Below are 23,709 nucleotides of genomic sequence, written 5' to 3'. Positions count from 1 at the left end.
GAGTCCATGTCATTCGTTATAACTCTTTTGTCAGTTTCATTGTTACACCTTTGATCTTGAAGAGCCTCAAGAACAATTAACTTGTTGTTAGTATGGTTGCTTATTTTGTGAGACCTTTTCGTTCAAACAATTGACGGGGAGGTTTTTCAGTGGCAGCACGTCCTAGCTTACTAAAAATGAAAGTGGCTTTTGCAAAGGTTAACCGAGATGTATCGGACGTTGGTACAATAATTGGTGGTAGAGTGAATCACAATATCAATGTGCTAACACCAGAGCAGGGGCGTTTTGAAAATGCATGTGCAATTCGGATGTCATATGCACTTAATTATGCTGGTTTTAAGGTTCCTTACATTAAAAATAAAACTGTATCTGGTGGACAGGGAAATTGGTAGATCTACAGAGTCAGGGATTTGATCAGCTTCTTGCATCAAAAGTTTGGTGATCCTGAGGTTGTAATTGAAAATCCCAATGCGAATAAGTTGGCTGCCTACAAAGGCATATTGGTCGTTGATGTGGATACTTGGCTAGATGCATCAGGGCATGCAAGTATTTGGACTGGCTCAAGATGTACGGATAGTTGTTACTTCCCACAAGCAAAGAAGGCGTACTTATGGAAACTAGAAGATTAGTCAGCACTATATTTGTTGCAACTTTTAGCGTGGGATTAAGCGCAAGTCCATTGAGCACTCAAAGTGATGAGCAGTTATTTAAAAAATATGCGCTTTCTTCTTGTATTGCGACTTATTACAAGGGCTCCGATGTGGCCAAAGATGCGGTAACGGCAATGCAAGGCTACAGAGAGTTTTCTAATTTGCCTTTGGATGCATTTTTTGAGCTCAGTGAATTATTGAGCAATGAGAGTATTGACTCTTATAAATCAAAAAGTGGTAGTTCAATAGAATTGGCATATTGTTTAGACTTCGCTAACTCAGAAGAAGTTCATAAGCTATTAACTAAGGCAAAATCAGAGTTATAACAAACGACTATGGCGTCAATAGTTAATTTCTGGCTATGTTTTCGTTCCACATGACGCCATCTCGAATCATCGAATTTAAGATCACAACCATTTTTCTTACACACGCAATGATGGCGACTTATTTCGTTTTTCCTACATCTAAAATAAACAAGACACCCATAGTTTTGTACTATAGATAGAACGTGACATAAAGGCCTCCGAACGTTTTCTTACTAAGAATCACCAAGTGTGGCAGAGTTTGGATGAGGGGGAATCCATGTCATTCGTTATGTTTCAAAATTTAAACAAATCGAGGGAGTTAACAAATTAATCAATCTGTTAGGCATGATTTTCAATGTATTGATAATTCTATGTCGCAAATAATTATTTATTAAGTACATATTCAATGCAAAACGCCAAGATATAGATGAAAATGTAATACTTACATAATCTTCTTTTCACAGAGTAAACTATGCAAGTTATAACGCAGGAAGAGTCGTTTATAAATAGAGCGTGGAATGGTCATATAGAAATATGGCAAGCTATTTTGATAATTAATATGTTCGGATTTATAAGTATCCTTGGTGTTAGTTTTTTAAGCGTGGCAATAATATTTAGCTTCCAAGAGCCAAGCCAATTGCTTATGATGATTCATAACAAGATATTTGCTATTATTTTTTCCATGTATGCTGTATTTTGTGTGCGTTGTTTATGGTATACGGCATCAAACCCGAAACTACATATAAAACATGCGGTAACAAGACTTTGGGCTATATTGTTCTCAGTTTCCATGTTTAGTGTTATTTATGGCTTGATTACCGGTTAATAATTGTTATCAATAAGAGAGCCAAAAACGTAACAAAGCAATCAATAAACAAGAAACCCATACTTTTGTACTGCCATTGGCATCCTAACCGTGGATGCTGAAGGAATGTTTCGCTAAATCAATGCCATAGATAGAAAGTGACATGGCGGCCTCCGAACGTTTTCTTACTCAGACTCACCAAGTGTGGCAGAGTCTGGATGAGGGGGGGGCATGTCATTCGTTATGTCACTTGTGGTTGATATGTTTAATAAACTCAAGGATGAGTAATGTTAAGAAAACTAGCGTTTGTATTGTTTAAATTTTTTATATTCACTCTGCTGTATATTGTTTCTTTTGTTACTGCGCCCTATTTAATTTCAGCAGAAAATTATGATGGCAAGAAAGAGGTTAGAGATAATTTTCCTATTGCAATCGAAATAAATGGAAAACCAGAAATAATAAGATGGCATAAATATGTTTTAGATAAAGAAAAGTACCAAGACCTATTAATTACCTTACCTAAGGCTACAAATTATAAATTGACAAATAATGAATATGCGTCGTTATCTAGTAATGACGAGCTCTATTTTCTTAGATATGATGCTGATAATTACACATTTTGGTCGGAGTATTATCTGAAGGATAAAGAGGTAGTTCCTGTTCACTTTAGGCTTAATGGAGCTTTCATTGTAATGCCTATGTTCTTCTTTGTATTGGTGCTATTTTCGTCAGGTAAGTGGGCAATTAGTCGTTACATAACAAGTGCTTCCAGTTTACCCCAAAAAACTGCGCGTTTTTAGTGTTAACTCGCTGCGCTCAAATAGTAACACAAACTCCGCTTCGCATTTGGAGCAGCTGAAGCCGGGTGTTAAATGCTTGCGACCATATAGGAGTTAAGCGCAACAAATGACTGAGCATCTTTTACTTCCGATGCTAAAGGGAATAAACAAGACACCCATACTTTTTTTTGCAGTGCATGGCAGCCTTTGGGGGCGATGATCCCGAACTCTGCCGAGACGGCCCGGATCTGGTTAAGGAGTGTGGTGCGTTCATGCCCCCAGTTTTCGCGGGCCCGGTGGAGCATCAATATAGATTGTTGCTCGGCGGATTTGATTTTAACGAAGCGCGTTGAAGGACGGGTGACAGCCACACAAATGGCAACCGCATCATTGAGGTCATTCTTGGCACCCGTCATGAAAGGCGGCACATATTTGGAGGCCATGACCATGGCAGTATGGCCGAGCTTGGTTAATTCCCGCGCCCAGTAATGGGAACTACCACAGGCTTCCATTCCGACAGTGGCAGGCGGCAAGTTGGTAAAGAATGTAAGTACTTTTGCTCGAGATATTGTTTTGTGAATCAGGGTGTTGCCTTTGCTATCCTCGACGTGGATACTGAAGGAATGTTTGGCTAAATCAATGCCATAAATAGAAGGTGACATGGTGGCCTCCGAACGTTTTCTTACTCAGACTCACCAAGTGTGGCAGAGTCTGGATGAGGGGGAGTCCATGTCATTCGTTATGTTTCTTCGAGGAAAAAATGAAAATATCACCTTCAGAAGTATTGCCAGCATTCGTTGATATATATCCAGATTGTCGTGAGCATTTTATAAAAGAAGCTGACTATTGGATAGATGAAAAAGGAGCTATTTCAGTTCACTCGTTATTCTCAATCTTTAGCTCACTTGTCGTAGAAAGGTTCTTGTTAGGTGAGTATGAAAAAAGCGAAGATTTGTTTGGTTTCATAGATCTTGCAATCAAAGTGGGGGATAAAGAGGTTTCAAATGCTGCGTGCACATGTTTCGTGGAAAATCTCATAAACATTGCATCTACAAAAACTGACTTTGAGTTATCTCACTTCTGGACTCTACTTGGACCTTTAGCGACAGAGTTCGCAGATAACTATATGGCTGAGAATTTTTAGTAGAATAGAGAATAAACAAGACACCCATACTTTTGCCCATACTTTTGTACTTTCCTGCCTTGTGTTCTAGGCTTCTTTTTACATGGATGAAAAAGGGAGCTGGCAATCATGCCCAAGGCAAGGAAAACACAAGTGAGCCTAACCGATACGCCGTATTACCATTGCGTATCGCGTTGTGTGAGAAGAACCTTTCTTTGCGGAAAAGATCCGTTAACGGGGAAATGTTTCGAGCATCGACGTGCTTGGGTGGAGCAACGGCTATTGTTTCTTGCCAAGGTATTTGCGATTGATATTTGTGCGTATGCCGTTATGAGTAACCACACGCATGTTGTTTTGCATGTGGATGCTGAACAAGCTCAGAATTGGTCGCAGGAAGAAGTGCTCACTCGTTGGCATCAGTTGTGTAAAGGGCATTATCTTTCACGTACCTGGTTGGATGAAGGGCTCCGAAGCCAGATGGACAAGGCACAATTGCGGGTCGTTGAACGGCTCACAGAAGAATGGCGTGAGCGGCTATACGATATGAGCTGGTTTATGCGGTTGCTTAATGAACCAATAGCTCGTCAAGCCAATCAAGAAGATGGTTGTACAGGACGTTTTTGGGAAGGGCGGTTTAAATCTCAAGCTTTATTGGATGAAGCGGCCTTGGCTGCTTGTATGGCTTACGTTGATTTGAATCCCGTTCGAGCAGGAATAGCGAAAACGCCAGAGACCTCAGAGCATACCAGCATTAAAAAACGTACAAATGCAGCAAAAACGGGATATCAACCGACAATGTTATTGCCCTTTGTCGGCAATCCTCGCGATAACATGCCCAAGGGGTTGCCTTTTGTATTTTCCGATTATTTGTTGCTTGTCGATGAAACGGGGCGTGCCATCCGTGATGGCAAGAAAGGATATATCTCAGCAAAAGCTCGCAATGTTGTTTTACGTTTAGGTTTGAGCGAAGAGAACTGGCTGGAATTAACTCGTCATTTGGAACACAACTTTTCTGGCGCGATAGGCAAAGAGCATTTGCTTCGCGAGTACCACCATCATATCGGTCAGCGGCGCCCCCAAGGGCTGAGTGCATGTAGGCGGCTGTTGAGCGTGGCCTGATAAACTTACAAACTTCATCATAAAGAAGATATCTATACCTTTGCTCGAGATATTGTTTTGCGGATCAGGGAGTTGTCATTGGTATCCTCGCCGTGGATACTGAAGGAATGTTTGGCTAAATCAATGCCATAAATAGAAAGTGACATGGGGGCCTCCGAACGTTTTCTTACTCAGACTCACCAAGTGTGGCAGAGTTTGGATGAGGGGGAGTCCATGTCATTCGTTATGTGTTTTTATTGAACGTTTAAGGAGATAATCATGGTTGAGCAGTATAAATCTATGATTACTGACTATTTCAATGTCTCAAATATAATCAACAATTATGCGCAAAAAAATGCAATAGAAATTTGGGATACTAATCTTATAAAAATAGAGTTTGACACAGCCTCAAATTCGACCGTATTCGATGATAAAGAACTATCAAAACTCTTAGATATCACTGAAAGCAAAATTCAAAATTTCTTTGTTGTTCATTGCTGTCTAAGCAATTACCTATATGATTTAATCGGTGAGCGAGAGTATTTAACTTGGTTTGTGAAAGATGACAGGTTAAATGTTAGTTTCCCCAATGACATGATAGAAATGTATGATGTTTCTGACATTTCATTGCTTATGAAGAAAACGGAAGAGGTAAACTGGAGCTACTCGGCACTAGTGGAATCTTGGAATGACATGTGCCTACAAAACACATAACACATATTTGTCTTCGGGGTATCAAGGGGTAAATCTTTCCCCTTGGTTGCGCAGCAGCCAATATAACCGAACAACAAAGTTGTCTACTTCGCTCTGTCGATTATCGTCGCTTACGACAAACACATATTGAGGGTCTCTTACTGCGGTTTCACCGCTGCCTGCTAGTTTCATGCAGGGCCAGACGGGCGCTTCCCTAGCCATACATCGGTTAACCTGAGCCGGTACTAATTAAAGAGAATGACAAGCGACACGTTGGCAAAGAACGTGAGTACTTTTGATCGAGATATTGTTTTGTGTATCAGGGTGTTGCCATTGGCATTCTCGCCGTGGATACTGAAGGAATGTTTGGCTAAATCAATGCCATAGATAGAAAGTAACATGGCAGCCTCCGAACGTTTTCTTACTCAGACTCACCAAGTGTGGAAGAGTCTGGATGAGGGGGGAGTCCATGTCATTCGTTATGGCGCAATGCAAGTTATATAGGTTTATTAGGATTAGAAATGGTTAATAGAGTTTGTGTAGCAGTACTGACATTACTTTTGTTTTCAGGGTGTACGATTGTTGATAGCTCATCAATTATTGTTGGAAATACACGGCAGCAAACAACTGTAGAAAATGTACTTCTATATCGCAAGGCTCCTAAATCATATGAAGAAATTGCGATAATTTCAGCAAGTGCGGGACATGACTTTAAAAGTGATGGTGAACTAGTGGATGAGGCTCTTTTACGACTGAAAAGTGAAGCTTCAAAAGTCGGAGCTAACGGGATTCTTCTGACCGAAATTAGAGAGCGGAGTGGAGCGGTTACTACATTTAGTGTGGTTAGCACAAATGCCAATTCCAATGGTTTTGGTGTTATAAGCTCAGGCGACCGTTATACACGAGTTAAAGGGTTGGCCATTTTCGTTTTAAAATAAACAAGACACCCATACTTTTGCTGAAGGAATGTTTGGCTAAATCAATGCCATAGATAGAAGTGACATGGCGGCCTCCGAACGTTTTCTTACTCAGACTCACCAAGTGTGGCAGAGTCTGGATGAGGGTGAGTCCATGTCATTCTTTAAGGATCAATTTTGAAATTAGTCATTTTCCTAATACTGCCGATATTAATTGCACTTACATGGAAGTATATAAGTATTGCAAGTGAGACTTTGAAGCAGCTCAAACAGGGTAAAGAACCAGAAATCGATCCAATGCAGAGTGCGGTATTATCTGAAATAATAATTACGCTAATTTTAAGCTTTGTGTCCTACATAATTGTAAATATATTTAGTCCTGAAAATAGTGTTAATTTTGTCGCATCTGGGCAATTGATATTTTTGATATTTCTGGTCCCTTTTGCATTAAGATATTGGTGGGGACTTAGGCGAGTTCAGCCTTAACAAGGCACTTAAGCTGACAGCTTTTCCATCGCTCGGTTTGTGCAGGAAAAGTATCGTAGAAATCATGGCCATGTAGAGCGTTGCGTACTTGTGATCGCCCCCCCTGAATGACTCGCTTTCCTTTATAGCGTCCACTTTCTCGATTGATGGGGGCAACACCAATAAGTGCAGCGGCTTTTTCCGATGCCAGGAACGCGTTGCAGAAGACGATTTTCGTCATAAACAAGTTATTCAAACCTTTGCCCTCGTTATAAAAGGCGTTACATATTTGAACTCCATGATCTTGGCGGTATGGTCAATCTTGGTTAATTCTCGCGCTCAGTAATGAGTGCCACCACAGTTCGTGATATTGTCTGTTGATCGAGATCTTGCCTGTGGATAACGCCGGATGAACATCAATAAGAGACGAACTAGAAACAAGAAAAAACAGACAGATGGCTATAGAAAGCTTTCAGATTATGCTCAATTAAGCTATGAAGCTCGGCATCGTCTCTTTTATACAAAGCGTACTATAAAGAACGCTAAAGAAGCGCGTATATTGAAGTGGGGGCAAAAAGCGGCAAGCTATAGGCTTCAGCTTATCTATTACATTGGGGGCGTCGTTTCTTTCATGACTTGGCCAGCATCAGGTATAGGGTTTGTGACTGTGCTTGGTTACATCGGGTTAGGGTATGTGTTTTACCGTTATATACGTATGACGTGGTCTTATGAGGAACGTATTACTTATGAAAGGGAGTATCCGGTAAAAACAATAACAGAAGTGCATAGAGAATTAGTGCGTGATGGCTTAATGACCAGTTTATTTTCTATTGTAATGACACTGATGATGTTTGCTTTGGTTAATGTATGGAAGACGTTGGTATAAGCCATAGCCATGCCGCTCTTACCGTTATCTGCTTGACGGATCATTTCACAATTAAACCAGTCAGATCTAGCTAAATGTTTAAGCCACGAATCATTTTTTGTGGCTGATAGAACATTGGTTTTTCATATGTTGATGTAAGATTGAGCCCAAATGTCACCGTTATGCTTACTGAGCTTAACGGGGAGATACGGTGGGCGAGAGAAGTCGGGCCTATTTTTATTTGATGCCAATGTTGATGAGGTTTAAATGGATTATCTTCTGTTGATATTAGGCTTTGTCCTGTTGATTTCAGGGGCAGATGGACTGGTCAAAGGAGCATCTCGGCTAGCAACTAATTTCGGGATCCCCAGTTTGGTGATTGGGTTGACTGTTGTTGCATTCGGTACAAGTGCCCCAGAATTGGCTGTCAGTATTAACTCGGCGCTATCTAACAAAACCGAGCTGGCAATTGCAAACGTCGTGGGTAGTAACATTTTCAATGTGTTGTTTATTCTTGGCTTGGCAGCGGTAATAACACCGTTGAGCATATCAAAACAGTTAATACGCCAGGATGTACCTATTATGGTGCTTGTCACGGGGCTGGTTTTTTACATGGCGACGGACGGGCTGCTGAGCGTATGGGATTGTGGGATTTTGGTTATTCTGCTGCTTGTTTATACCGTTTTTCTATTTGTCCAAGGGAGGCAAGCAGAAGCTCGGGAGAATGATACTAGCGCCGACGAATTAGCCTCGATAACGACGGGGCGATTTCCAACATGGCAAAATATATTGTGGCTTATTGTTGGTTTCACTTTTCTGGTTCTCGGCGCCAACTTACTGGTAGAGAGTGCGGTGAATATTGCCAGACAACTTGGCGCAAGCGAAGCCGTGATTGGGTTAACTATTTTAGCTGTGGGTACCTCTCTGCCAGAGGTTGTGACATCTATAGTGGCCAGCGTTAAAGGCCAGCGAGATATTGCGGTGGGCAATGTTGTTGGGAGTAATACATTTAACTTGTTGGCCGTGCTTGGTATCTCCGGCTTGTTTAGTGGGCAAGGGCTAACAGGGGATGTACAGCTGGTTGAACAGGATTTACCCATCATGCTGGCTGTGGCGTTTTTGTGCTTGCCGCTTATGTTTACGGGGGCGGTGCTCAGCCGTTTAGAGGGCACTCTGTTTTTTGGATTATATCTCTTATATAGCGCTTTTTTGATTGGCAGTGTCAAGGCGGCTAGCTGGTTAGATCCATTATTGTTTGTGGCCTGGAACGTTATTTTCCCGATCACGCTGGCTGTTGTTGTTGTTTCCTTATTGAGGGACTGGTGGGATAAAAAGCATAAAAAGGCGAACAGTTAGATCCATTGATGATCATTGTGTCGTTTTTTGAGGACGAATAGTGCAAGCGGATGTCCGTGTAGGTAAGGAAGTAACGAATAAGGTGCAGTGTAGGGTGAGAAATCATGAGTATTAACGTTAAGTGGATTGATAAGTGCCATTTTAAAGCAACAACAAAAGACGGTTTTAGCGTGGATATTGATGCTGACAATCGTGTCGCGCCATGCCCCACGGAGGCGTTGCTGTATGCATTGGGAGCGTGTAGTGCTACGGATGTCGTTTTGCTTCTTCAAGAAAAAGGTGCTGAGTTACAGAGCCTGGAAAACAATGTAACCCATACGCTGACAGAGGGTGAGCCGCGATTATATCAATCCGCCAACCTTCACTTTGTGGTCAAAGGTAAGGGATTCACTGAATCCGATGTACTTGCAGCAGCCGAAGAAGCGATTTCAAAACATTGCCATGTCTGCTTAATGTTGCAGCCTCAAATAGATATCCGCTGTACGGTTGAAATCATATAGGGTGTCGATGTGATTTGTTATGCGTTATAGGAGTAAAAAATATAATGGATCAAGTTAAAAAGGATGAATTGGTAAATGCGTTAGTAAGTGCTGCCATTCCAAGCATTGAAAACTTTTTCAGGAATCATTCTGACGAAAAATTCTTTGGCTTTGCGGTCGAGATACTTGCCGAGGAAGGTTATTTTCACGTAGGTGCTTGCTCTGAGGAGTCTTTTCAATCAACCATAGATTCCTATTCTAAGCTTGGCGAATCAATGGAAGATATCATGGGGGAAGAAATTCGTTGGAATAACCAAGAATGGCAATACTTTGATCTAAATTATGATTGTAATATTTGGCAAGAGAAATGGCAGTTTATGCTGGAGATACTCAATAAATATAAAGAGTATATGGGTAGCTTAACTGATTCGGAGTGGAATTTAGCTCAACGGGATTTTAGTGCATTGTTTCAAAGTGCCGGTGAGGAGGCTTATCGTCAAATAATTGATTCAGGGGTGCTAAATGGTGTAACAAAAACACATGATTTTAGAACCTGGGTTTTCGAGCATCACGATGTTTTTTAATGAGTATGGAGAATAACTGAGACAGTTATGGTTTGTCGTTCAGCCGATTTGATTTTGGCAAAGCGCGTAGAAGCACGAGTGATTAGCTTTGCTATCCTAGCCGTAGATACTGAAGAAGTGTTTAGTAAGATCAATGTTATAGATAGAAATTAATATGGTGGCCCCCGAACCTTTTCTTACTTAGACTCACCAAGTGTGGCAGAGTTTGGATGAGGGGGGAGTCCATGTCATTCGTTATGACTCAATATGGATATTGGTCGCAATAGGGTGTTATTGTGATTTTTGAGCAGGTTCGGTTTTGTTATTCTGAGGGAAAATTTCACTATATCTGGCGCTAAAATGCTGAAAACCTACTTGTCTAACACCAAAACTCTTCTGTTCGAGTTCATTAAATACTATCTGGCTGCGATATTGGTTATCGGTCTTAATGGTGAGCTATTTAACATAGCCATGAGATATTGGTCAGAAAATCAAATGTCTTTTTATGGTGACGGCTTGTGGCAAATTACACTGTTTTTAGCATTTTTCGTTACTTGCTATGTAATGTTCAATAAGTACTGTCCTGAATAGGCGTAAATTGCGTCAAGCGGAAGTGGTGATATGGATGCGAGTGCCAGCTTCCTAACGTATTCTTACTCAGAGTCATCAAGTGTGGCTGAGTCCATGCCATTCGTTATGTACAACATGGAGGTGTTTAGATGATTAGGAAAGCAAGGCTAAGTGATTGCCTTGATTTAGCAGCTTTGTCACTACAGGTTTGGCTGCATACATATGCAGCCCAAGGGGTGCGTGCAAAGATTTCGCATTATGCACTGTCGACCTTTACAGAACACCACTTCCAGCAGCTTTTAAACAACCCTACCTGCCAAATATGGGTTTACATACAAGAAGAGCATCTTGTTGGCTTTATCACTGTTGATTTCGATTCTTCATTTAATAATGAAGATTATGGATATGAAGTCACAACATTATATGTTTCTGAGCATTTTCATGGGCGGGGTGTTGGTAGACAATTGCTTGATAAAATTAAAGTTCAACATGGGGCATCATTTTGGTTGTCCACTTGGGTCAAGAACCGCAAAGCTATCGATTTTTATCGAAACCTAGGTTTCAAACTTGTTGGAAAATTAAATTTTGAGCTTGAGGGAGAGTTGCATGAAAATCATGTGTTTTCATACACAAGTTGAACTGGTGTATGTGACTGCATAATGAAGTTGTAATTAGAAAATCAAAATAATAAAAAATCATATCATCTTTAAATTCATGATATTAATAAATTATTAAACCATCAGCCACCTTTATAACAGATATAAAGAAGTAATTACCATCAGGGCTGTCGGGGATTGGGATAAATCCACTTGATATATTATAATGGGAAGTCTCACAGCTTCAATGAGTAGAAAATTTGCAAATGTTGCAAAAAGCTTAGAGCTTGATATTGTTTGTGGATCAATATCTTGCTTTTAGGGTTTTTACAATAGATACTGGCCTATGTCTAGCAATATCAATGTTATAAGAAGAGTGATATAGCGCCTCTAATGTATTCTTACCCAGATTCATAAGGGGTGACAGAGTATGGAAGATAAAGAAAGTCCATATCATATGTTAGAGACGCGATAGAATAAATATTGGAGGAAAATTGAAGATTAGAACAAGAGATGACCTTATCGATTTTGTGAACCACGGAAATAAGGTGGAATATATCTTTTTCTGGGGGCACCAAGAAAAAGGCAGCCAGATAACAAAGAGCTGTTTTAGCCAGTGGTATGATTCGAAGTTTGAAGAAGATGGCAATGAATTTATCTCGGCTGAGCATTACATGATGTATCACAAGGCTAAGTTGTTTGGTGATAAGAAAGCATGTGAAAAAGTTCTTTGTGCTAGTAATCCGAGAGAAGCTAAAGCTGTTGGTCGAGAAGTAATAGGTTTCGAAGAAAAAGTATGGAATGAGAAGCGATTCGAGATTGTAGTCAATGCTAATTTAGCAAAGTTCACTCAAAACTCAGAACTAAAGGCATTTTTGCTAAATACTGGTAATCGAATCTTAGTTGAAGCTAGTCCAGTAGATAAAATATGGGGCATTGGTTTAGCTCAAGATAATCCAGCATCAGAAATGCCAAATACATGGAAAGGTCTTAATCTTTTAGGGTTTGCTCTCATGGAGGTGAGAGATATGATTAAGCATCATAATTAGAATGAAATAGTGAAATTTTAAATAATAATACAAGGAGTGTTATATGAAATCTGAACTTTGGTATGATTGTCCAAAATGTAATAATCATAGAGAGTTAAAAATCAAACAAGTTATAACGTTAGAAAAGTTTAATAAAGTTATTTGTTCATCATGTGGGGAAAATTTGTTATTAGATGATGAAGGTATTCAAATAGCACAAAAACGTTATAAAGATTTTGAAAGTTTATTACCATATCAATTAGGTTTTTCAAGTGTAATATTAACATCTACACTAATGCACTTTTCAGGTCTTATGCCAACGGAAGGTTTATTTTCTGGTTGTTTTATTGGGGTTTGTATATTTTTGAAGCTAATTTTAATTAAATTCAATGGATTGAATTTAACTTTTAAGCATTAATTAAAGCATTAATGTCAATGTGAAGTTGTGGGGTGGTTTAATAGTCTTGGTTATTCGGTAGACGAGATGAATTATGCGATATTATAGCAAGTGATTATGAAGGCCTTGAAATGAAAATGTTTATACTAAATGTTTGGTTTTTTGTAGTCTTCATTCTCTCTTTTGGGATTGTATATGATCCTCAAGGTCCTGATGCAGTTATTCTAATATGCATAATTAATGTTTTATTTGGTTTTGAGTTGCAGACCAGTAAAACAAAAGTCAACAAAATGTCTAGAAGAAAAATAGCATTATCACTTTTAATTGTTATGATAATAGTATCTTTTTTGTTTGCTTTGTCCGTTTTTTTTGACCATACATTTAATGCTGATATTGGAATGAGATTAGTTGGATGCCTCTATCTAACTATGACCGTTTATATTTATATCAAAGGATTTATAGCAATTCGAACATAATAGGATGGGTTTATGAATAAGTTAGAATCGAAAATATTTAGACCACTTACTTAGCATCTGTTTTAGTATGAAGACTATAGAGAACGGAGTTAATCTACAGATGAATACGATAGTTGTCCGTAGGGCTGAATTTGAAGATATTTCAAATATAAAGCAGGTTGAACAACGTGCTGGAAATGCTTTCTCATCGATGCCCATGGATTTTTTATGCTCTTTGCCTCAAGAAATACCATTGCATAGTTACGGGTTTTATGAAAAAAAGATTCGTTCAAATGAACTTTTTGTTGCCGAGATTGAAAATAAAGTTGTTGGCTTTATATGTATAAGCAACATAAACGAAGAATCGGCGATTCATGTTTCAGAGTTTGCGGTCGATTATACATATCAAAAACGAGGGATCGGATTTCAGTTAATAAACGTTGTTATTGAACTAGCCAAGAAAAAGCATAAGAGTATTACTTTAACTACTTTTTCTAATGTTCCGTGGAATGCTCCATTTTACGAAAAGCTAGGGTTCGTAACAATAGATAAGAGTCAACTGAATGAACGTCTTGTTCTATTATTAGCTCAAGAATCTGAAATGGGCCTACCCAAAGAGTATCGTTGTGCTATGCGTTTATGGGTTAGCTAGATGCACAATGATGAATAATGACTTACAGTATGGGCAAGAACTGGCTGGGTAGTGTGATCGACGCATTACGTATGTGTCAGTTGTTCATGATAAAGCCACTGGCTTGAGCACTTAACGCACAGCTCAAAACAGCAAATAGGGACACTTTTTCCTGCCAACAATTAGCGATACTGACTCCATATTCAAATATGGGGTCAATAATGCTCATCAATCAACCCATCACACTTCGTTCTGTAATACGGTTAAATCCCGTTAGAGTTATATTCACCTGGCTTATGGTGCTGGTTGAAAATGTATTCATTATTCTGCTACCGCTGTTTATTGGCTTTGCCATTGATGGCGTACTCAAGCAGAACATGCAACCACTGCTGGTATTTGCCGTGATCTTATTGATGCTGGTGGTCATCGGAGTTGGACGCCGATTCTATGACACCCGTGTATATGGCGATATCAGAGTCACATTAGCCAATTTGGTTGAGCGTAATTTACGAGATGCATCGGTGTCGGTTAAAGATGCTCGCTTGAGTATGTCACGCGAGCTGGTGGACTTTCTTGAGGAAGACTTACCATCGTTGATCACCGCAACTGTTCAGTTGGTGGCGACCGTGATCATTTTGGCGACATTTCATATCAAACTGGCATTGTGTGTATTAGCTGCGGGCTTTGGCATGCTGCTGATTTATGCATTGTTTCACCAATCATTTACCCGTCTGAATGGCGCACTCAACGACCAACTCGAAGAGCAGGTACGTGTGCTTAGTGGTCACGCTTTTGCCGCAATTCGTACCCACTTTGAGCAACTCAAACGCTGTGAAATTAAATTATCAGACACCGAAGCGTTGGTATTTGGGCTGATCTTCATCATTTTATTTGCCGCAGTTCTAACCAATTTATGGATGGTAGGCAGCCTGCATGATCCTACTGTCGGTAAGGTATTTTCAATTGTTACCTATTCGCTGGAGTTTGTTGAAACAGCTGTGATGCTGCCTATTACCTTGCAAACGTTGTCGCGACTGACAGAAATTAGCCAACGTTTAAATCAAAGCCCCGCTCATCAAGTTGCCGAGGAGAAAACGTATGAAATTTAAAAAAATCATCGCAATATTAGCCGGTTGTGGGGCAATTTTCGCGGCATTAGTGGCCGTTGATGTGCTTGCTCCTCAGCCAGTGCCTTTACAAGAGCAGCCTAAGCACACCGCGCCAGTATCTGTGTTAGAGGTTACCCCCGCCAGTCATGATTCTCGGCTGACATTACTGGCTATTACTACTGCACGTTGGCCGATTCAACTGAAAGCATCAAGCAGCGCACAACTCTCTTGGCTTAACCTGGATGTTGAGCCCGGCGTGTTGGTGAAAAAAGGTACGCTGTTGGCAAAACTTGATACCAGTGCGCTGGAATCTGAACTGGCGTTGGCAAATAGTAGTGTCAAACAGGCCGAACTAAACCTGCAACAAGTCCGGCATGAACAAACGGTTGCTCTGAAAATGTTATCGGCGAAAAAGAGTTCATCGTTTGCTCGTAGAGAGCCACAAGTCACGGCAGCAAAAGCAGAATTAACTCATGCGAAGCAGGCTTACGCCAGTGCGGCAAAATTATTAGCGGAAGCACGAATTGTTGCACCATTTGACGCGGTGATTATGCGTCGTCATATCAGCCCCGGTGAGTGGTTGGAAGCAGGGCAGGTGGCATTTGAACTGGCCGCCAGTGACTCTTTAGACGTTGAATTGCCTGTTTCTGAGTTGAATTGGTCTCAGGTTCAGTCGGCACTTATTTACCCTGAGATTAATGTCGTAAATCGTGATGGCAGCGAGTGGCCAGCACAAGTGCGCTATGTGGCACCACAGGCAGATCCAGTCACGCGTCAGCGACAAGTAGTGTTATCTGTTCCTGAGCCTTACCAAAGAGAACCCCGCTTACTGCCTAACCAGCAGGTAAAGGTGATCGTCAGTTTGGGGCAGCAGCCAGAGATAGTGACATTACCAATGAGCGCAATCACTCGTGATGGCTATGTCTGGACACTCGATGAACAAAGTCGGCTACAAAAAGAGTGGGTTGCGTTAGTGGGGCAAACCCAAGATCAGGTTTATGCGCGCTTTGAGCAAAACAGTAAGCAACCTCGTCAGGTCGTGATATATCCGTTGCTTTCAATGTTGCCTGGTAAGCAGGTTTCTCCGCAGCCAGTTGATGTATTGGTAGCAAAACAGGAGGTGGACCAATGAGCTGGTTGACGAAATGGTTTATCAACAATTCGGTTGGTGCCAACTTATTGATGTTAGCCATCATTGCCAGTGGGGTAATGGCCTTTGGTCAGTTGCGGGTGGAATCGTTTCCGCAAATAGCCCCCTCGTCAGTGGTGATCACTGTCGCGTATCCGGGCGGTACAGCCAAGCAAATTGATGAAAGCGTCACGCAACGAATAGAAGAGTCAATCAGTGGTATTGCTGGCATCAAGCAGGTAACAAGTCAGTCAAGTGCCGGTATGTCGAGAGTTGTGGTTCGTAAAACCAGCAGCACAGATCTCAATAAGTTGTTGGATGATGTCCGTAACCGTGTCAATGCAATTAACGGTTTTCCTGCTCAAGCGGAAAAGCCAAAAGTGGTCAGAAATGAATTTACCAATCTTGCCGCGTTTGTGGTGGTATCAGGGCCTCGTAGTGATGAAGAATTGCAACCCGTTGCGCGACAAGTTGAACAAGCACTCAGAAACAACCCTAGAATTTCGAACGTCTCCAACTGGGGTAGCCGTAAACCCCAGTTGATTATTGAGCCTAACCCAGCAGAGTTGAAAGAGCTGGGCTTAAGTCTAGAAGATGTCGCAAACATGATTGGCGAGATGTCGTTAGAATCACGTACTGGGGAGCTGATCAGTGACAAAGGTCGAATGGTTATTCGTGGAGATGGCTACGCCGATGACCTGCAGAAACTGAGTCGACTAGCGATTGTTTCTCGTCCGTCGGGAACTGTGTATCTGGGTGATATTGCGACATTGAGCCGAGGGTATGAGCGTAGCGGGTCAATTGTTCGTAATAATGGCATCAATGCAATTGCTTTGCTGATCAGTACCAGTCAAACAGACAACTTACTCAAGGTAAGTGATGCCATTGAAGAAACGCTTGCAGAGCAGAGAAGGATACTGCCAGCAGATATCGAGTTAAATACCATGGCAGATATGGCACCTTACATTGAAGAGCAATTATTTAGACTGGGAGACAATGCGTGGCAGGGGCTCTTAATTGTGGTGGTGTTGCTAGGCATTTTTCTTGATGTGAAACTGGCGTTCTGGGTTTCAGTTGGTATTCCTGTCGCCATTGCTGGCACATTGGGTGCAATGCAACTGACCAATTACAGCATTAATGACATCACACTGTTTGGTTTTATTCTGGTACTGGGCATTTTGGTTGATGATGCCGTGGTGGTCGGTGAAGCGATTTATGAGCAGCGTGATAAACAAAGTGATGGACGCACAGCAGCATGGCTCGGTGTGCATTCTGTTTCGGTCGCGACGGTATTTGGTGTGTTGACTACGATAGCCGCCTTTTCTCCCATGTTATGGATAAATAACGACTTTGCCAAAATATTAGCGGGCTTTTCTGCCGTAGTCATTTTTGCACTGGTTTTCTCATTAATCGAAAGTAAATTTATTTTGCCTTCGCATCTTGCTCAATTGGCGGTAAATAAACCGAGCAACGGCCTATTTGCGCGCGTTCAATCAGCTGCTCAAGGGGGGCTCGAGTGGCTTAATATCCGTGTTTATAAACCGACATTGGAAAAAGTACTGGATTATAAACTGGCCTCGTTACTGGGTTTTGTCGCCATGATTGTTCTGGCTTATGGGATGTGGGCGACGGGAACGATTCGCAGTGCAATTTTCCCTGAAATACCAGGGCGCTATATTTCCGCCAAAGTTGAGTTAGAAGACGGTGCGCCACTGCCTTTGCAAAGCAAAGCGCTGGCTCAAATTGAACACGCCATGGAAAAGGTTGAAGAAACTTTGATGCAAGACTATCCATTAACGCAGTCTCCCGTGGTTAACTTGCTTGCGTGGTCTGACGGTTATGGGGAAGTGGAAGTCACCGCTGAATTAACCAGTGAAGCCTTGGGTATTCTGCCGGGTAATTTGCTAACAGATAACTGGCGAAAAGAAACCGGTGTGATTGAAGGCGCTTACTCCGTGCAGTTTAGCGCTGCCGAAGCGCCAGCTGGTGAAACCTATATATCTGTTTCGTCCAGTGATCGCGCACAGGCCAAGCGAGTCAGCCGTCAATTGGCACAAAAACTGGCCGCTTTGCCCGGGGTGGCAGACGTTTACGATAACGGTAAGAGCGGGCAACCACAGGTACGGCTAGTGCTCAATGAATATGGTCAGCAATTGGGGCTGACGCAAGTGCGGTTGGCGCAGCTTGCGGGCGAGGCGTTTGGTGAACGTGAAGTCTACCGTCTGCTTGAGCAGGGACAAGAAACAAAAGTACTGTTGCAATACCCAAGGTCTGAGCGAAAAACTCTCGCTCAACTTGAGCAAACCATAGTGCTATTGGCTGATGGAAAAAGTGTGCTGTTAGGAGATATTGCAGAATTTAGACACGAGCAGGAGCCTCAAGTGCTTCATCGCCGCGACCGCGCACAAGTCGTGAATCTTTACTGGAAGCAAAACCGTGATATTCAGGCTCCAGAGCAGACAATGGCGCAACTTGAGCCAGAAATTGAGCGTTTGCATCTTGAGTATCCGGGCGTACAGATTAAAGCTGGTGGCGAATTTGAAGAAATTGGCGAGGTGTCTGATGTTTTTGGTTCGGCAATGATTTTGACCATGTTGCTGATTTACATCTTGCTAGCGGTTCCGCTTAAGTCGTATTGGCAACCGTTTATTATTATGGCAGTGATCCCGTTTGGTTTTGCTGGCGCAATTTTTGGCCACTATTTGATGGGGTTACCGATAAGCTTGTTGTCCATGTTTGGCATGATGGCGATGACAGGTATTGTAATCAATGACTCCCTAGTGCTGATAACGCGTTTTAATACGGAGTACCGCAGTGGTATGCCGTTGAAACAGGCATTGGTGACGGCGGGAACAAGTCGCCTGCGGGCAATATTCCTGACGACCATCACTACGGTATGTGGCCTGTTACCCTTGCTGAGCGAAACAGCCGAGCAGGCACAGTATTTAAAGCCTGCTGCTGTATCACTGGTGTTTGGGGAGTTGTTTGCCACCACGGTAACGCTGCTGTTAATTCCGGTATTACTTGGTATGACAAGTCAGAAAGCGCCAAAGTTAGTTGACGATGTACTCGCTCGGAATCCTGCCTGTTAAATCACGAGGAGTAAAGTAGGCGGGGGTAATAGATTGGGGATTGGGTATATTGATTTTATTCAGCTGGCAGGGGATAGTGATTTTATTGTCCCTTTGAGATGTCTGCGCCTATGCCTGAAGTCGAGAAAACTGCATTTAAGTTAGTTCCGGAACTGGCTCTGCTTGAGCCATTGCCGGAACATTTACGAAAACGTTTTGTTAATGCGTTGCAAGTTATGCATGAAGATCTCGCAGAGCATAAATCATGGGAGCAAATCGCGACCGACAGTGCAATTTCGCCTTATCATTTTCATCGCCAGTTTAGTGAGTTGTTTAATGAAACCCCTGGGCATTATCTTAGTCGCTTACGTTTGCAAGTAGCGGTGAACTTGCTGCTCAGTGATGGTGAGTGGTATGTAATAGATATTGCTCAATACTGTGGCTTCTCGTCATCTCAAGCTTTGGGAAAGGCGTTAAAGCGAGAGTTAGGGTTAACAGCAAAGCAAATTCGAAAAATGGGGCATGCATCTACCCCTCGTGAAACTGGGGATTTTATCACTAAACTTGCCCATCCCGGCATACAGCAAACAATCGAAGATAAACTGGCAGGGGAAATGCCAACTGAACTGATTTGGTATCCCCAAAGAGGGGTAAAAAAAATCCTTCTTGATGAGCCAGATTGGGATGCAGTGTTTAAACGCTATGGTAAAAAATCCACGCGTCTGCTAAGTGCAACTCCAATTCATCATTTAGATAGGCAGTGGCAGGCGATTGAAACATGCATTGGCGACTGGCAGGTTGGTAAGGCGCTTTACGATTTCACCATCCCTGAAGGAAATTACCTGTGCGCCGAAGTGTATCTAAAATCAGATATTGCTTACAGCGCCGCACTGGATGCATTGTTTGCTATCGCAAAGCAGCAGGTACTAAAGATTGATCAACAGGGCTATTTGGTAGAAATGGTTCGCGACATTGAAATGACATCAGCTGGAGGCGTAGTTTTGTCATTCCAATTGCCTGTTGTTTGATTGCCTTCGTGATATTTTAAGGGGGTATGCAATGAAATACTTAAATATATTCAACATATTTGCGATTATTGCGCTAGTAGTCAATTTATTACTGCAAGGATATATGCTCGGATACTATTTGACAGAGGCGGATAATCAAAATCGCTCAGAAGCATTATTTGGTATAGCGATGTTTGCTGTTATGTCTCTTTGGGTTGTTGCTCCTGCATTGGTTACCGGGTCCCTAACTCGTGGAAGTTACGCTAAAACAAGTCATTTTTTGCTGATACTGTGTGTCGTTCAATTGATGATAATTTTAATTATGTGGTTTCAAGTCTAAGAGCATTTACGTCGCAAAAATTTAAATAAAAAAAGGTATCACTGGATAGAGTTAAAAATAGTTGTAAAATTCAAACCTGTTACTATAGAGAGTGATGTTAAGTGATTGAACTTAGAAAATCAAAAGTAGAAGAAGCAAGTTTATTCTTTGCAATGGAGAGGACTGAAGAGGCAATAGGCTTTGTTATACCGTATTCACTGAAGAAACACAGAGAACTAATTGAAAGTGATGAAGTTATTTATTTATCTATATTTTATGATGATAAGTTATCAGGGTTTATGATATTGCATCAGGAAAATGATCAAGTCGTGGAGTTTAGGCGGATTGTCATTTCTGCAACGGGATATGGATTAGGGCAGCTAGCAATAAAAGCGATGGAGCAATATTGTTTTCAGCATTTAGATTGTTCCAGAGTTTGGTTGGATGTGTTTGAATCTAATTTGCGTGGGTTACATATTTATGAAAAATTAGGTTACAAAATTTTCCAAAATACCAGACATAATGGTATGCAATTGCTTATGATGGAAAAGAAAAGGTCGCAATTTGAGCTTAGTTAACAGTGTAGGAGTAGGGGGGGGGCGTTAATTAATAATATGAATACTCTAATAAAGCTATCATTATGTACAATTATAATATTATATATTGCTTACGAGCCATCAACAGGTGCCTCTTATATGATGTCATTAGGCGTAATTGGTTGGTTCTTACTTTTTTCTATAGTGTTTTTAGTTTCAAATGTCATCAAAGGGATCTATTACAGAATCAAAGGTAAGCCATTTTATTTGTCTTCTTTGATACCATCATTATATGTCTTAATCATATCTGCTATCGGGGGGAATCATCTTAATGATTTAAATCAATCAGCCATAGAGTATCTTTGGAGTGAAGCAGAAAAGATACAATTGCAATGTGTCAGTGAAGGACAATGTCCGATCTCTCCTGATGGATGGGTCAAAAGAAACAACGCATATAAATATGACTATGTCTATAATAATACGGTCTTTATGATGTCATACTCAGCGACAAAAAATGACTTCAATATGTATATTTATTATGTTCTAGATGATCGTTATTATTTGAATGGTGGCGTTGAGCACCTTGTTTCTAGAGGTCGTCGTGTCATTTCATTTCCGGATACTGATGGTTGTCCACAATAGACAATACTCTTATCAATGGTGTATCATTATTTTTTTATCTCACTTTATCTAAGGACAGAGAGTTAAAGCTTCTGCTTATCATTATGTAATACCTGAATCGTAAGCACATAGTTCATGCATAATCACCCATGTTTTTGGGAGGTTTTATGCTGTATTAAATTTGTTTAGGTTCATAATATAATGATTAGATATAAGTATCCTCGCACACCACATCTGCCTTGGTCCCCTGGGGCAACCAGTGATGATATTCGCTGCATTGATACCAACATGTTTGTTGGGCGGCGAGTTGTAGTCACTGAAAAAATGGATGGTGAAAATTCCACCCTTTATCGTGATTTCGTACATGCGCGATCATTAGACAGCATTAATCACCCTTCGCGTGATTGGCTGAAATGCTTCCATGCAATGATAGGTTATGACATACCCATTGGTTGGCGGGTTTGTGGTGAAAATCTGTATGCACGGCACTCAATCTGTTATTCGGCATTAAAAAGCTATTTTTATGGTTTTTCTATTTGGGATGACAACAACCAATGCCTGAGTTGGGCCGATACTTTGACCTGGTTTGATCTACTCGGTATTACTTCACCTCCTGTCATCTATCGTGGTATTTGGGATGAAGAGGTAATCCGGCAGTTTCAGCTTGATACCAAGCATGTAGAAGGCTACGTCGTTCGTCTCGAAGACAGTTTCTATTTCGATGATTTTCGCATGTCAGTCGCGAAGTGGGTGCGAAAGAACCATGTTCAGACAGAAACGCACTGGATGCATAAAGTCATTGTGCCGAATGGATTATGCGATATAGAGGGGGCATCGAAATGAATAAATGGTTAGCTGATCTAGCGCGCGATGGCGAACCGTGTATTGATGAATGTGTGACTATGCTTGGAGCGTCTTTTGAGATGCTTAATGAATTGCAAGATACGCCACAAGATCCGCAATGGCATGCTGAAGGCAATGTTTATATACATACCGGTATGGTGCTAGATGCGCTATATACGGTATTGCGGGGTGACGCATCACATATTCGGGGTGAGCGTCGTCAGGCATTGATCCTTGCGGCTTTGCTGCATGACATTGCCAAGCCGAGGCAGACAAAAGAAGCCGAAATTAATGGAACTATGCGGATTGTCAGTCCAAGACATGAAGAAGCGGGGCGCTCCTATCTAGCGTTTAAGTTCATGGATTTACCATTGCCATTCTCGGTTGTGTGGACGGTACTCGGTTTGGTCGGTGAGCATCATATGCCCAAACGACTGGTTATTAAAAATGCATCGAGGGGAGAGTACCTTTCTTTGTCCCGGCGGGTAGATACCGAGTTGCTTTTTTGGCTTGAAGTTGCTGACATGAAAGGACGAATTTGCCCGGATAAGAGCTTGCAACTGCAATATCTCGATGAGTTTCAGATGTTTGCACAGGAATATGGCGTGTGGGGTGAAATGTATTTCCCTAAGTCGCTTGAAGCGTTGTTAGATACAGAATCCGAGAAGGCACGTCGCTATATTCAAGTTCAAGCTATAGCGCAAATGCAAAATGATACGATTGTGCAAGAGGAAGAAGCCATTGCTCGTAGCTTTAGCCATAAAGACAACTATGCCCATTTAGTGCTTTTATGCGGGCCGAGTGGGAGTGGTAAATCAACGTATGTTTCGCGGCACTTGCTTGATTATGTGGTTATCTCCCTTGATGAGATTCGAGCAGAGGTGAATGGTAATCGCAGCAATCAGAAATCTGCAGGGCAGGTAATGAGCTTAGCCAAAGAACGACTGAAGGTATGTTTGCGAAATAAACAAAATGTAGTTTGGGATGCAACCAATGTGCGAGAAGATTTCAGAAAGATCATCGCCGATTTTGGTCGTGATTATAACGCATTGATTACGCTGGTGGTTATCTTAAATAGCGAGAAAAAGTTATTGGCAAATAATGCAACTCGTTCCTTTCCTGTCCCCGTTGATGTGTTACAAAAACAAATTTACACTTATCAATTCCCGTTAGTTCATGAGGCGCATGAATATATAGTCGTTGGTGAAAAAGGGAGGATTATGATGGATTTGTCTTCATAGTGGGTCATGGTATTTAATGGGAGGGATGTATATTGCATCCCCCCATAACGAGTAGAAC

28 protein-coding genes and 2 pseudogenes are annotated in these 23,709 nt (G+C 41.5%); 27 read left to right on the top strand and 3 right to left on the bottom strand.

The window, feature by feature from the left end; all coding sequences use genetic code 11:
• Positions 1–176: 176 nt before the first annotated feature.
• The 4 genes and pseudogenes from ACSF8X_RS10900 to ACSF8X_RS10885 all read left to right on the top strand — a co-directional run bounded on the left by ACSF8X_RS10900 (position 177) and on the right by ACSF8X_RS10885 (position 2,560).
• A pseudogene (locus ACSF8X_RS10900) lies at positions 177–629 on the top strand (type VI secretion system amidase effector protein Tae4).
• Complete coding sequence (locus ACSF8X_RS10895) at positions 611–976, top strand: T6SS amidase immunity protein Tai4 family protein (RefSeq protein WP_500849938.1); 366 nt, start codon at positions 611–613, stop codon at positions 974–976. The pseudogene ACSF8X_RS10900 and the gene ACSF8X_RS10895 overlap by 19 nt, the downstream one beginning before the upstream one ends.
• Before the next feature lie 451 nt (positions 977–1,427).
• Positions 1,428–1,781, top strand: a complete 354-nt coding sequence (locus ACSF8X_RS10890; protein ID WP_500849937.1) for a hypothetical protein — start codon at positions 1,428–1,430, stop codon at positions 1,779–1,781.
• Between the two features lie 266 nt (positions 1,782–2,047).
• On the top strand, positions 2,048–2,560 hold the full coding sequence (locus tag ACSF8X_RS10885) for a hypothetical protein (RefSeq protein ID WP_500849936.1): 513 nt from the start codon (positions 2,048–2,050) through the stop codon (positions 2,558–2,560).
• A gap of 68 nt (positions 2,561–2,628) precedes the next feature.
• Here ACSF8X_RS10885 and ACSF8X_RS10880 read toward each other — a convergent pair whose 3' ends face one another.
• Positions 2,629–3,201 (bottom strand): IS110 family RNA-guided transposase, encoded by a 573-nt coding sequence (locus ACSF8X_RS10880; RefSeq protein WP_500849935.1) that lies wholly within the window; start codon positions 3,199–3,201, stop codon positions 2,629–2,631.
• A gap of 98 nt (positions 3,202–3,299) precedes the next feature.
• Here ACSF8X_RS10880 and ACSF8X_RS10875 point away from each other — a divergent pair, with 98 nt between their 5' ends.
• The 3 genes from ACSF8X_RS10875 (at position 3,300) to ACSF8X_RS10865 (ending at position 5,474) form a co-directional block, all read left to right on the top strand.
• Positions 3,300–3,683 (top strand): DUF7674 family protein, encoded by a 384-nt coding sequence (locus ACSF8X_RS10875; protein WP_500849934.1) that lies wholly within the window; start codon positions 3,300–3,302, stop codon positions 3,681–3,683.
• Between the two features lie 132 nt (positions 3,684–3,815).
• A complete protein-coding gene (locus ACSF8X_RS10870; protein WP_500849933.1) occupies positions 3,816–4,781 on the top strand; it encodes a transposase in 966 nt (321 codons plus the stop codon).
• Between the two features lie 258 nt (positions 4,782–5,039).
• On the top strand, positions 5,040–5,474 hold the full coding sequence (locus tag ACSF8X_RS10865; protein ID WP_500849932.1) for a hypothetical protein: 435 nt from the start codon (positions 5,040–5,042) through the stop codon (positions 5,472–5,474).
• A 224-nt stretch (positions 5,475–5,698) separates the two neighbouring features.
• Here ACSF8X_RS10865 and ACSF8X_RS10860 read toward each other — a convergent pair whose 3' ends face one another.
• Positions 5,699–5,854 (bottom strand): hypothetical protein, encoded by a 156-nt coding sequence (locus ACSF8X_RS10860; RefSeq protein ID WP_500849931.1) that lies wholly within the window; start codon positions 5,852–5,854, stop codon positions 5,699–5,701.
• A 120-nt stretch (positions 5,855–5,974) separates the two neighbouring features.
• Between ACSF8X_RS10860 and ACSF8X_RS10855 the strand changes: the two genes are divergently transcribed.
• Positions 5,975–6,391, top strand: a complete 417-nt coding sequence (locus tag ACSF8X_RS10855) for a hypothetical protein (protein WP_500849930.1) — start codon at positions 5,975–5,977, stop codon at positions 6,389–6,391.
• Between the two features lie 156 nt (positions 6,392–6,547).
• Positions 6,548–6,856, top strand: coding sequence for a hypothetical protein (locus ACSF8X_RS10850; RefSeq protein ID WP_500851199.1), 309 nt, complete (start codon positions 6,548–6,550; stop codon positions 6,854–6,856).
• A 51-nt stretch (positions 6,857–6,907) separates the two neighbouring features.
• On the opposite strand, the pseudogene ACSF8X_RS10845 reads toward ACSF8X_RS10850, so the two are convergent.
• Positions 6,908–7,031 (bottom strand): annotated as a pseudogene (locus tag ACSF8X_RS10845) (transposase); the annotation flags it as partial.
• A 213-nt stretch (positions 7,032–7,244) separates the two neighbouring features.
• Here ACSF8X_RS10845 and ACSF8X_RS10840 point away from each other — a divergent pair.
• The 18 genes from ACSF8X_RS10840 (at position 7,245) to ACSF8X_RS10755 (ending at position 23,651) form a co-directional block, all read left to right on the top strand.
• The gene (locus ACSF8X_RS10840) at positions 7,245–7,721 is read left to right on the top strand and encodes a hypothetical protein (RefSeq protein WP_500849929.1); all 477 of its coding nucleotides are present in this window, start codon (positions 7,245–7,247) and stop codon (positions 7,719–7,721) included.
• Between the two features lie 246 nt (positions 7,722–7,967).
• Entirely contained in the window at positions 7,968–9,056 is a 1,089-nt protein-coding gene (locus ACSF8X_RS10835) for a calcium/sodium antiporter (RefSeq protein WP_500849928.1), read from the top strand.
• A gap of 104 nt (positions 9,057–9,160) precedes the next feature.
• Positions 9,161–9,556 carry an OsmC family protein gene (locus tag ACSF8X_RS10830; RefSeq protein WP_047879184.1) on the top strand — a complete coding sequence of 132 codons (396 nt, stop codon included), beginning with the start codon at positions 9,161–9,163 and terminating at the stop codon, positions 9,554–9,556.
• A gap of 44 nt (positions 9,557–9,600) precedes the next feature.
• Positions 9,601–10,119, top strand: a complete 519-nt coding sequence (locus tag ACSF8X_RS10825; protein WP_500849927.1) for a DUF4303 domain-containing protein — start codon at positions 9,601–9,603, stop codon at positions 10,117–10,119.
• A 698-nt stretch (positions 10,120–10,817) separates the two neighbouring features.
• Entirely contained in the window at positions 10,818–11,306 is a 489-nt protein-coding gene (locus ACSF8X_RS10820; protein WP_047879187.1) for a GNAT family N-acetyltransferase, read from the top strand.
• A gap of 452 nt (positions 11,307–11,758) precedes the next feature.
• Positions 11,759–12,313, top strand: a complete 555-nt coding sequence (gene ybiA / locus ACSF8X_RS10815) for a riboflavin biosynthesis intermediates N-glycosidase (protein WP_500849926.1) — start codon at positions 11,759–11,761, stop codon at positions 12,311–12,313.
• Between the two features lie 43 nt (positions 12,314–12,356).
• Positions 12,357–12,710: a hypothetical protein gene (locus ACSF8X_RS10810; protein WP_047879188.1), complete on the top strand. Its 354-nt coding sequence runs from the start codon at positions 12,357–12,359 to the stop codon at positions 12,708–12,710.
• Between the two features lie 110 nt (positions 12,711–12,820).
• Positions 12,821–13,165, top strand: a complete 345-nt coding sequence (locus ACSF8X_RS10805) for a hypothetical protein (protein WP_500849925.1) — start codon at positions 12,821–12,823, stop codon at positions 13,163–13,165.
• A 100-nt stretch (positions 13,166–13,265) separates the two neighbouring features.
• Positions 13,266–13,796 (top strand): GNAT family N-acetyltransferase, encoded by a 531-nt coding sequence (locus ACSF8X_RS10800; RefSeq protein WP_500849924.1) that lies wholly within the window; start codon positions 13,266–13,268, stop codon positions 13,794–13,796.
• A 200-nt stretch (positions 13,797–13,996) separates the two neighbouring features.
• The gene (locus ACSF8X_RS10795; protein WP_500849923.1) at positions 13,997–14,884 is read left to right on the top strand and encodes an ABC transporter six-transmembrane domain-containing protein; all 888 of its coding nucleotides are present in this window, start codon (positions 13,997–13,999) and stop codon (positions 14,882–14,884) included.
• The gene (locus tag ACSF8X_RS10790; protein WP_500849922.1) at positions 14,874–16,016 is read left to right on the top strand and encodes an efflux RND transporter periplasmic adaptor subunit; all 1,143 of its coding nucleotides are present in this window, start codon (positions 14,874–14,876) and stop codon (positions 16,014–16,016) included. The genes ACSF8X_RS10795 and ACSF8X_RS10790 overlap by 11 nt, the downstream gene beginning before the upstream one ends.
• Positions 16,013–19,105, top strand: a complete 3,093-nt coding sequence (locus ACSF8X_RS10785; protein WP_500849921.1) for an efflux RND transporter permease subunit — start codon at positions 16,013–16,015, stop codon at positions 19,103–19,105. The genes ACSF8X_RS10790 and ACSF8X_RS10785 overlap by 4 nt, the downstream gene beginning before the upstream one ends.
• Before the next feature lie 110 nt (positions 19,106–19,215).
• Positions 19,216–20,112, top strand: coding sequence for a helix-turn-helix transcriptional regulator (locus ACSF8X_RS10780; RefSeq protein ID WP_500849920.1), 897 nt, complete (start codon positions 19,216–19,218; stop codon positions 20,110–20,112).
• Positions 20,113–20,143: 31 nt separating this feature from the next.
• Positions 20,144–20,431: a hypothetical protein gene (locus ACSF8X_RS10775; RefSeq protein ID WP_500849919.1), complete on the top strand. Its 288-nt coding sequence runs from the start codon at positions 20,144–20,146 to the stop codon at positions 20,429–20,431.
• A 101-nt stretch (positions 20,432–20,532) separates the two neighbouring features.
• A complete protein-coding gene (locus tag ACSF8X_RS10770) occupies positions 20,533–20,988 on the top strand; it encodes a GNAT family N-acetyltransferase (RefSeq protein WP_500849918.1) in 456 nt (151 codons plus the stop codon).
• Between the two features lie 117 nt (positions 20,989–21,105).
• On the top strand, positions 21,106–21,588 hold the full coding sequence (locus ACSF8X_RS10765) for a hypothetical protein (RefSeq protein ID WP_500849917.1): 483 nt from the start codon (positions 21,106–21,108) through the stop codon (positions 21,586–21,588).
• Between the two features lie 180 nt (positions 21,589–21,768).
• Positions 21,769–22,410, top strand: a complete 642-nt coding sequence (locus tag ACSF8X_RS10760) for an RNA ligase family protein (RefSeq protein ID WP_500849916.1) — start codon at positions 21,769–21,771, stop codon at positions 22,408–22,410.
• Positions 22,407–23,651 carry an AAA family ATPase gene (locus ACSF8X_RS10755; protein WP_500849915.1) on the top strand — a complete coding sequence of 415 codons (1,245 nt, stop codon included), beginning with the start codon at positions 22,407–22,409 and terminating at the stop codon, positions 23,649–23,651. Before ACSF8X_RS10760 ends, ACSF8X_RS10755 begins: the two co-directional genes overlap by 4 nt.
• Positions 23,652–23,709: the final 58 nt, after the last annotated feature.

This window comes from Photobacterium panuliri, assembly GCF_059920555.1.
This window is presented reverse-complemented; position numbering and strand designations above follow the sequence as displayed.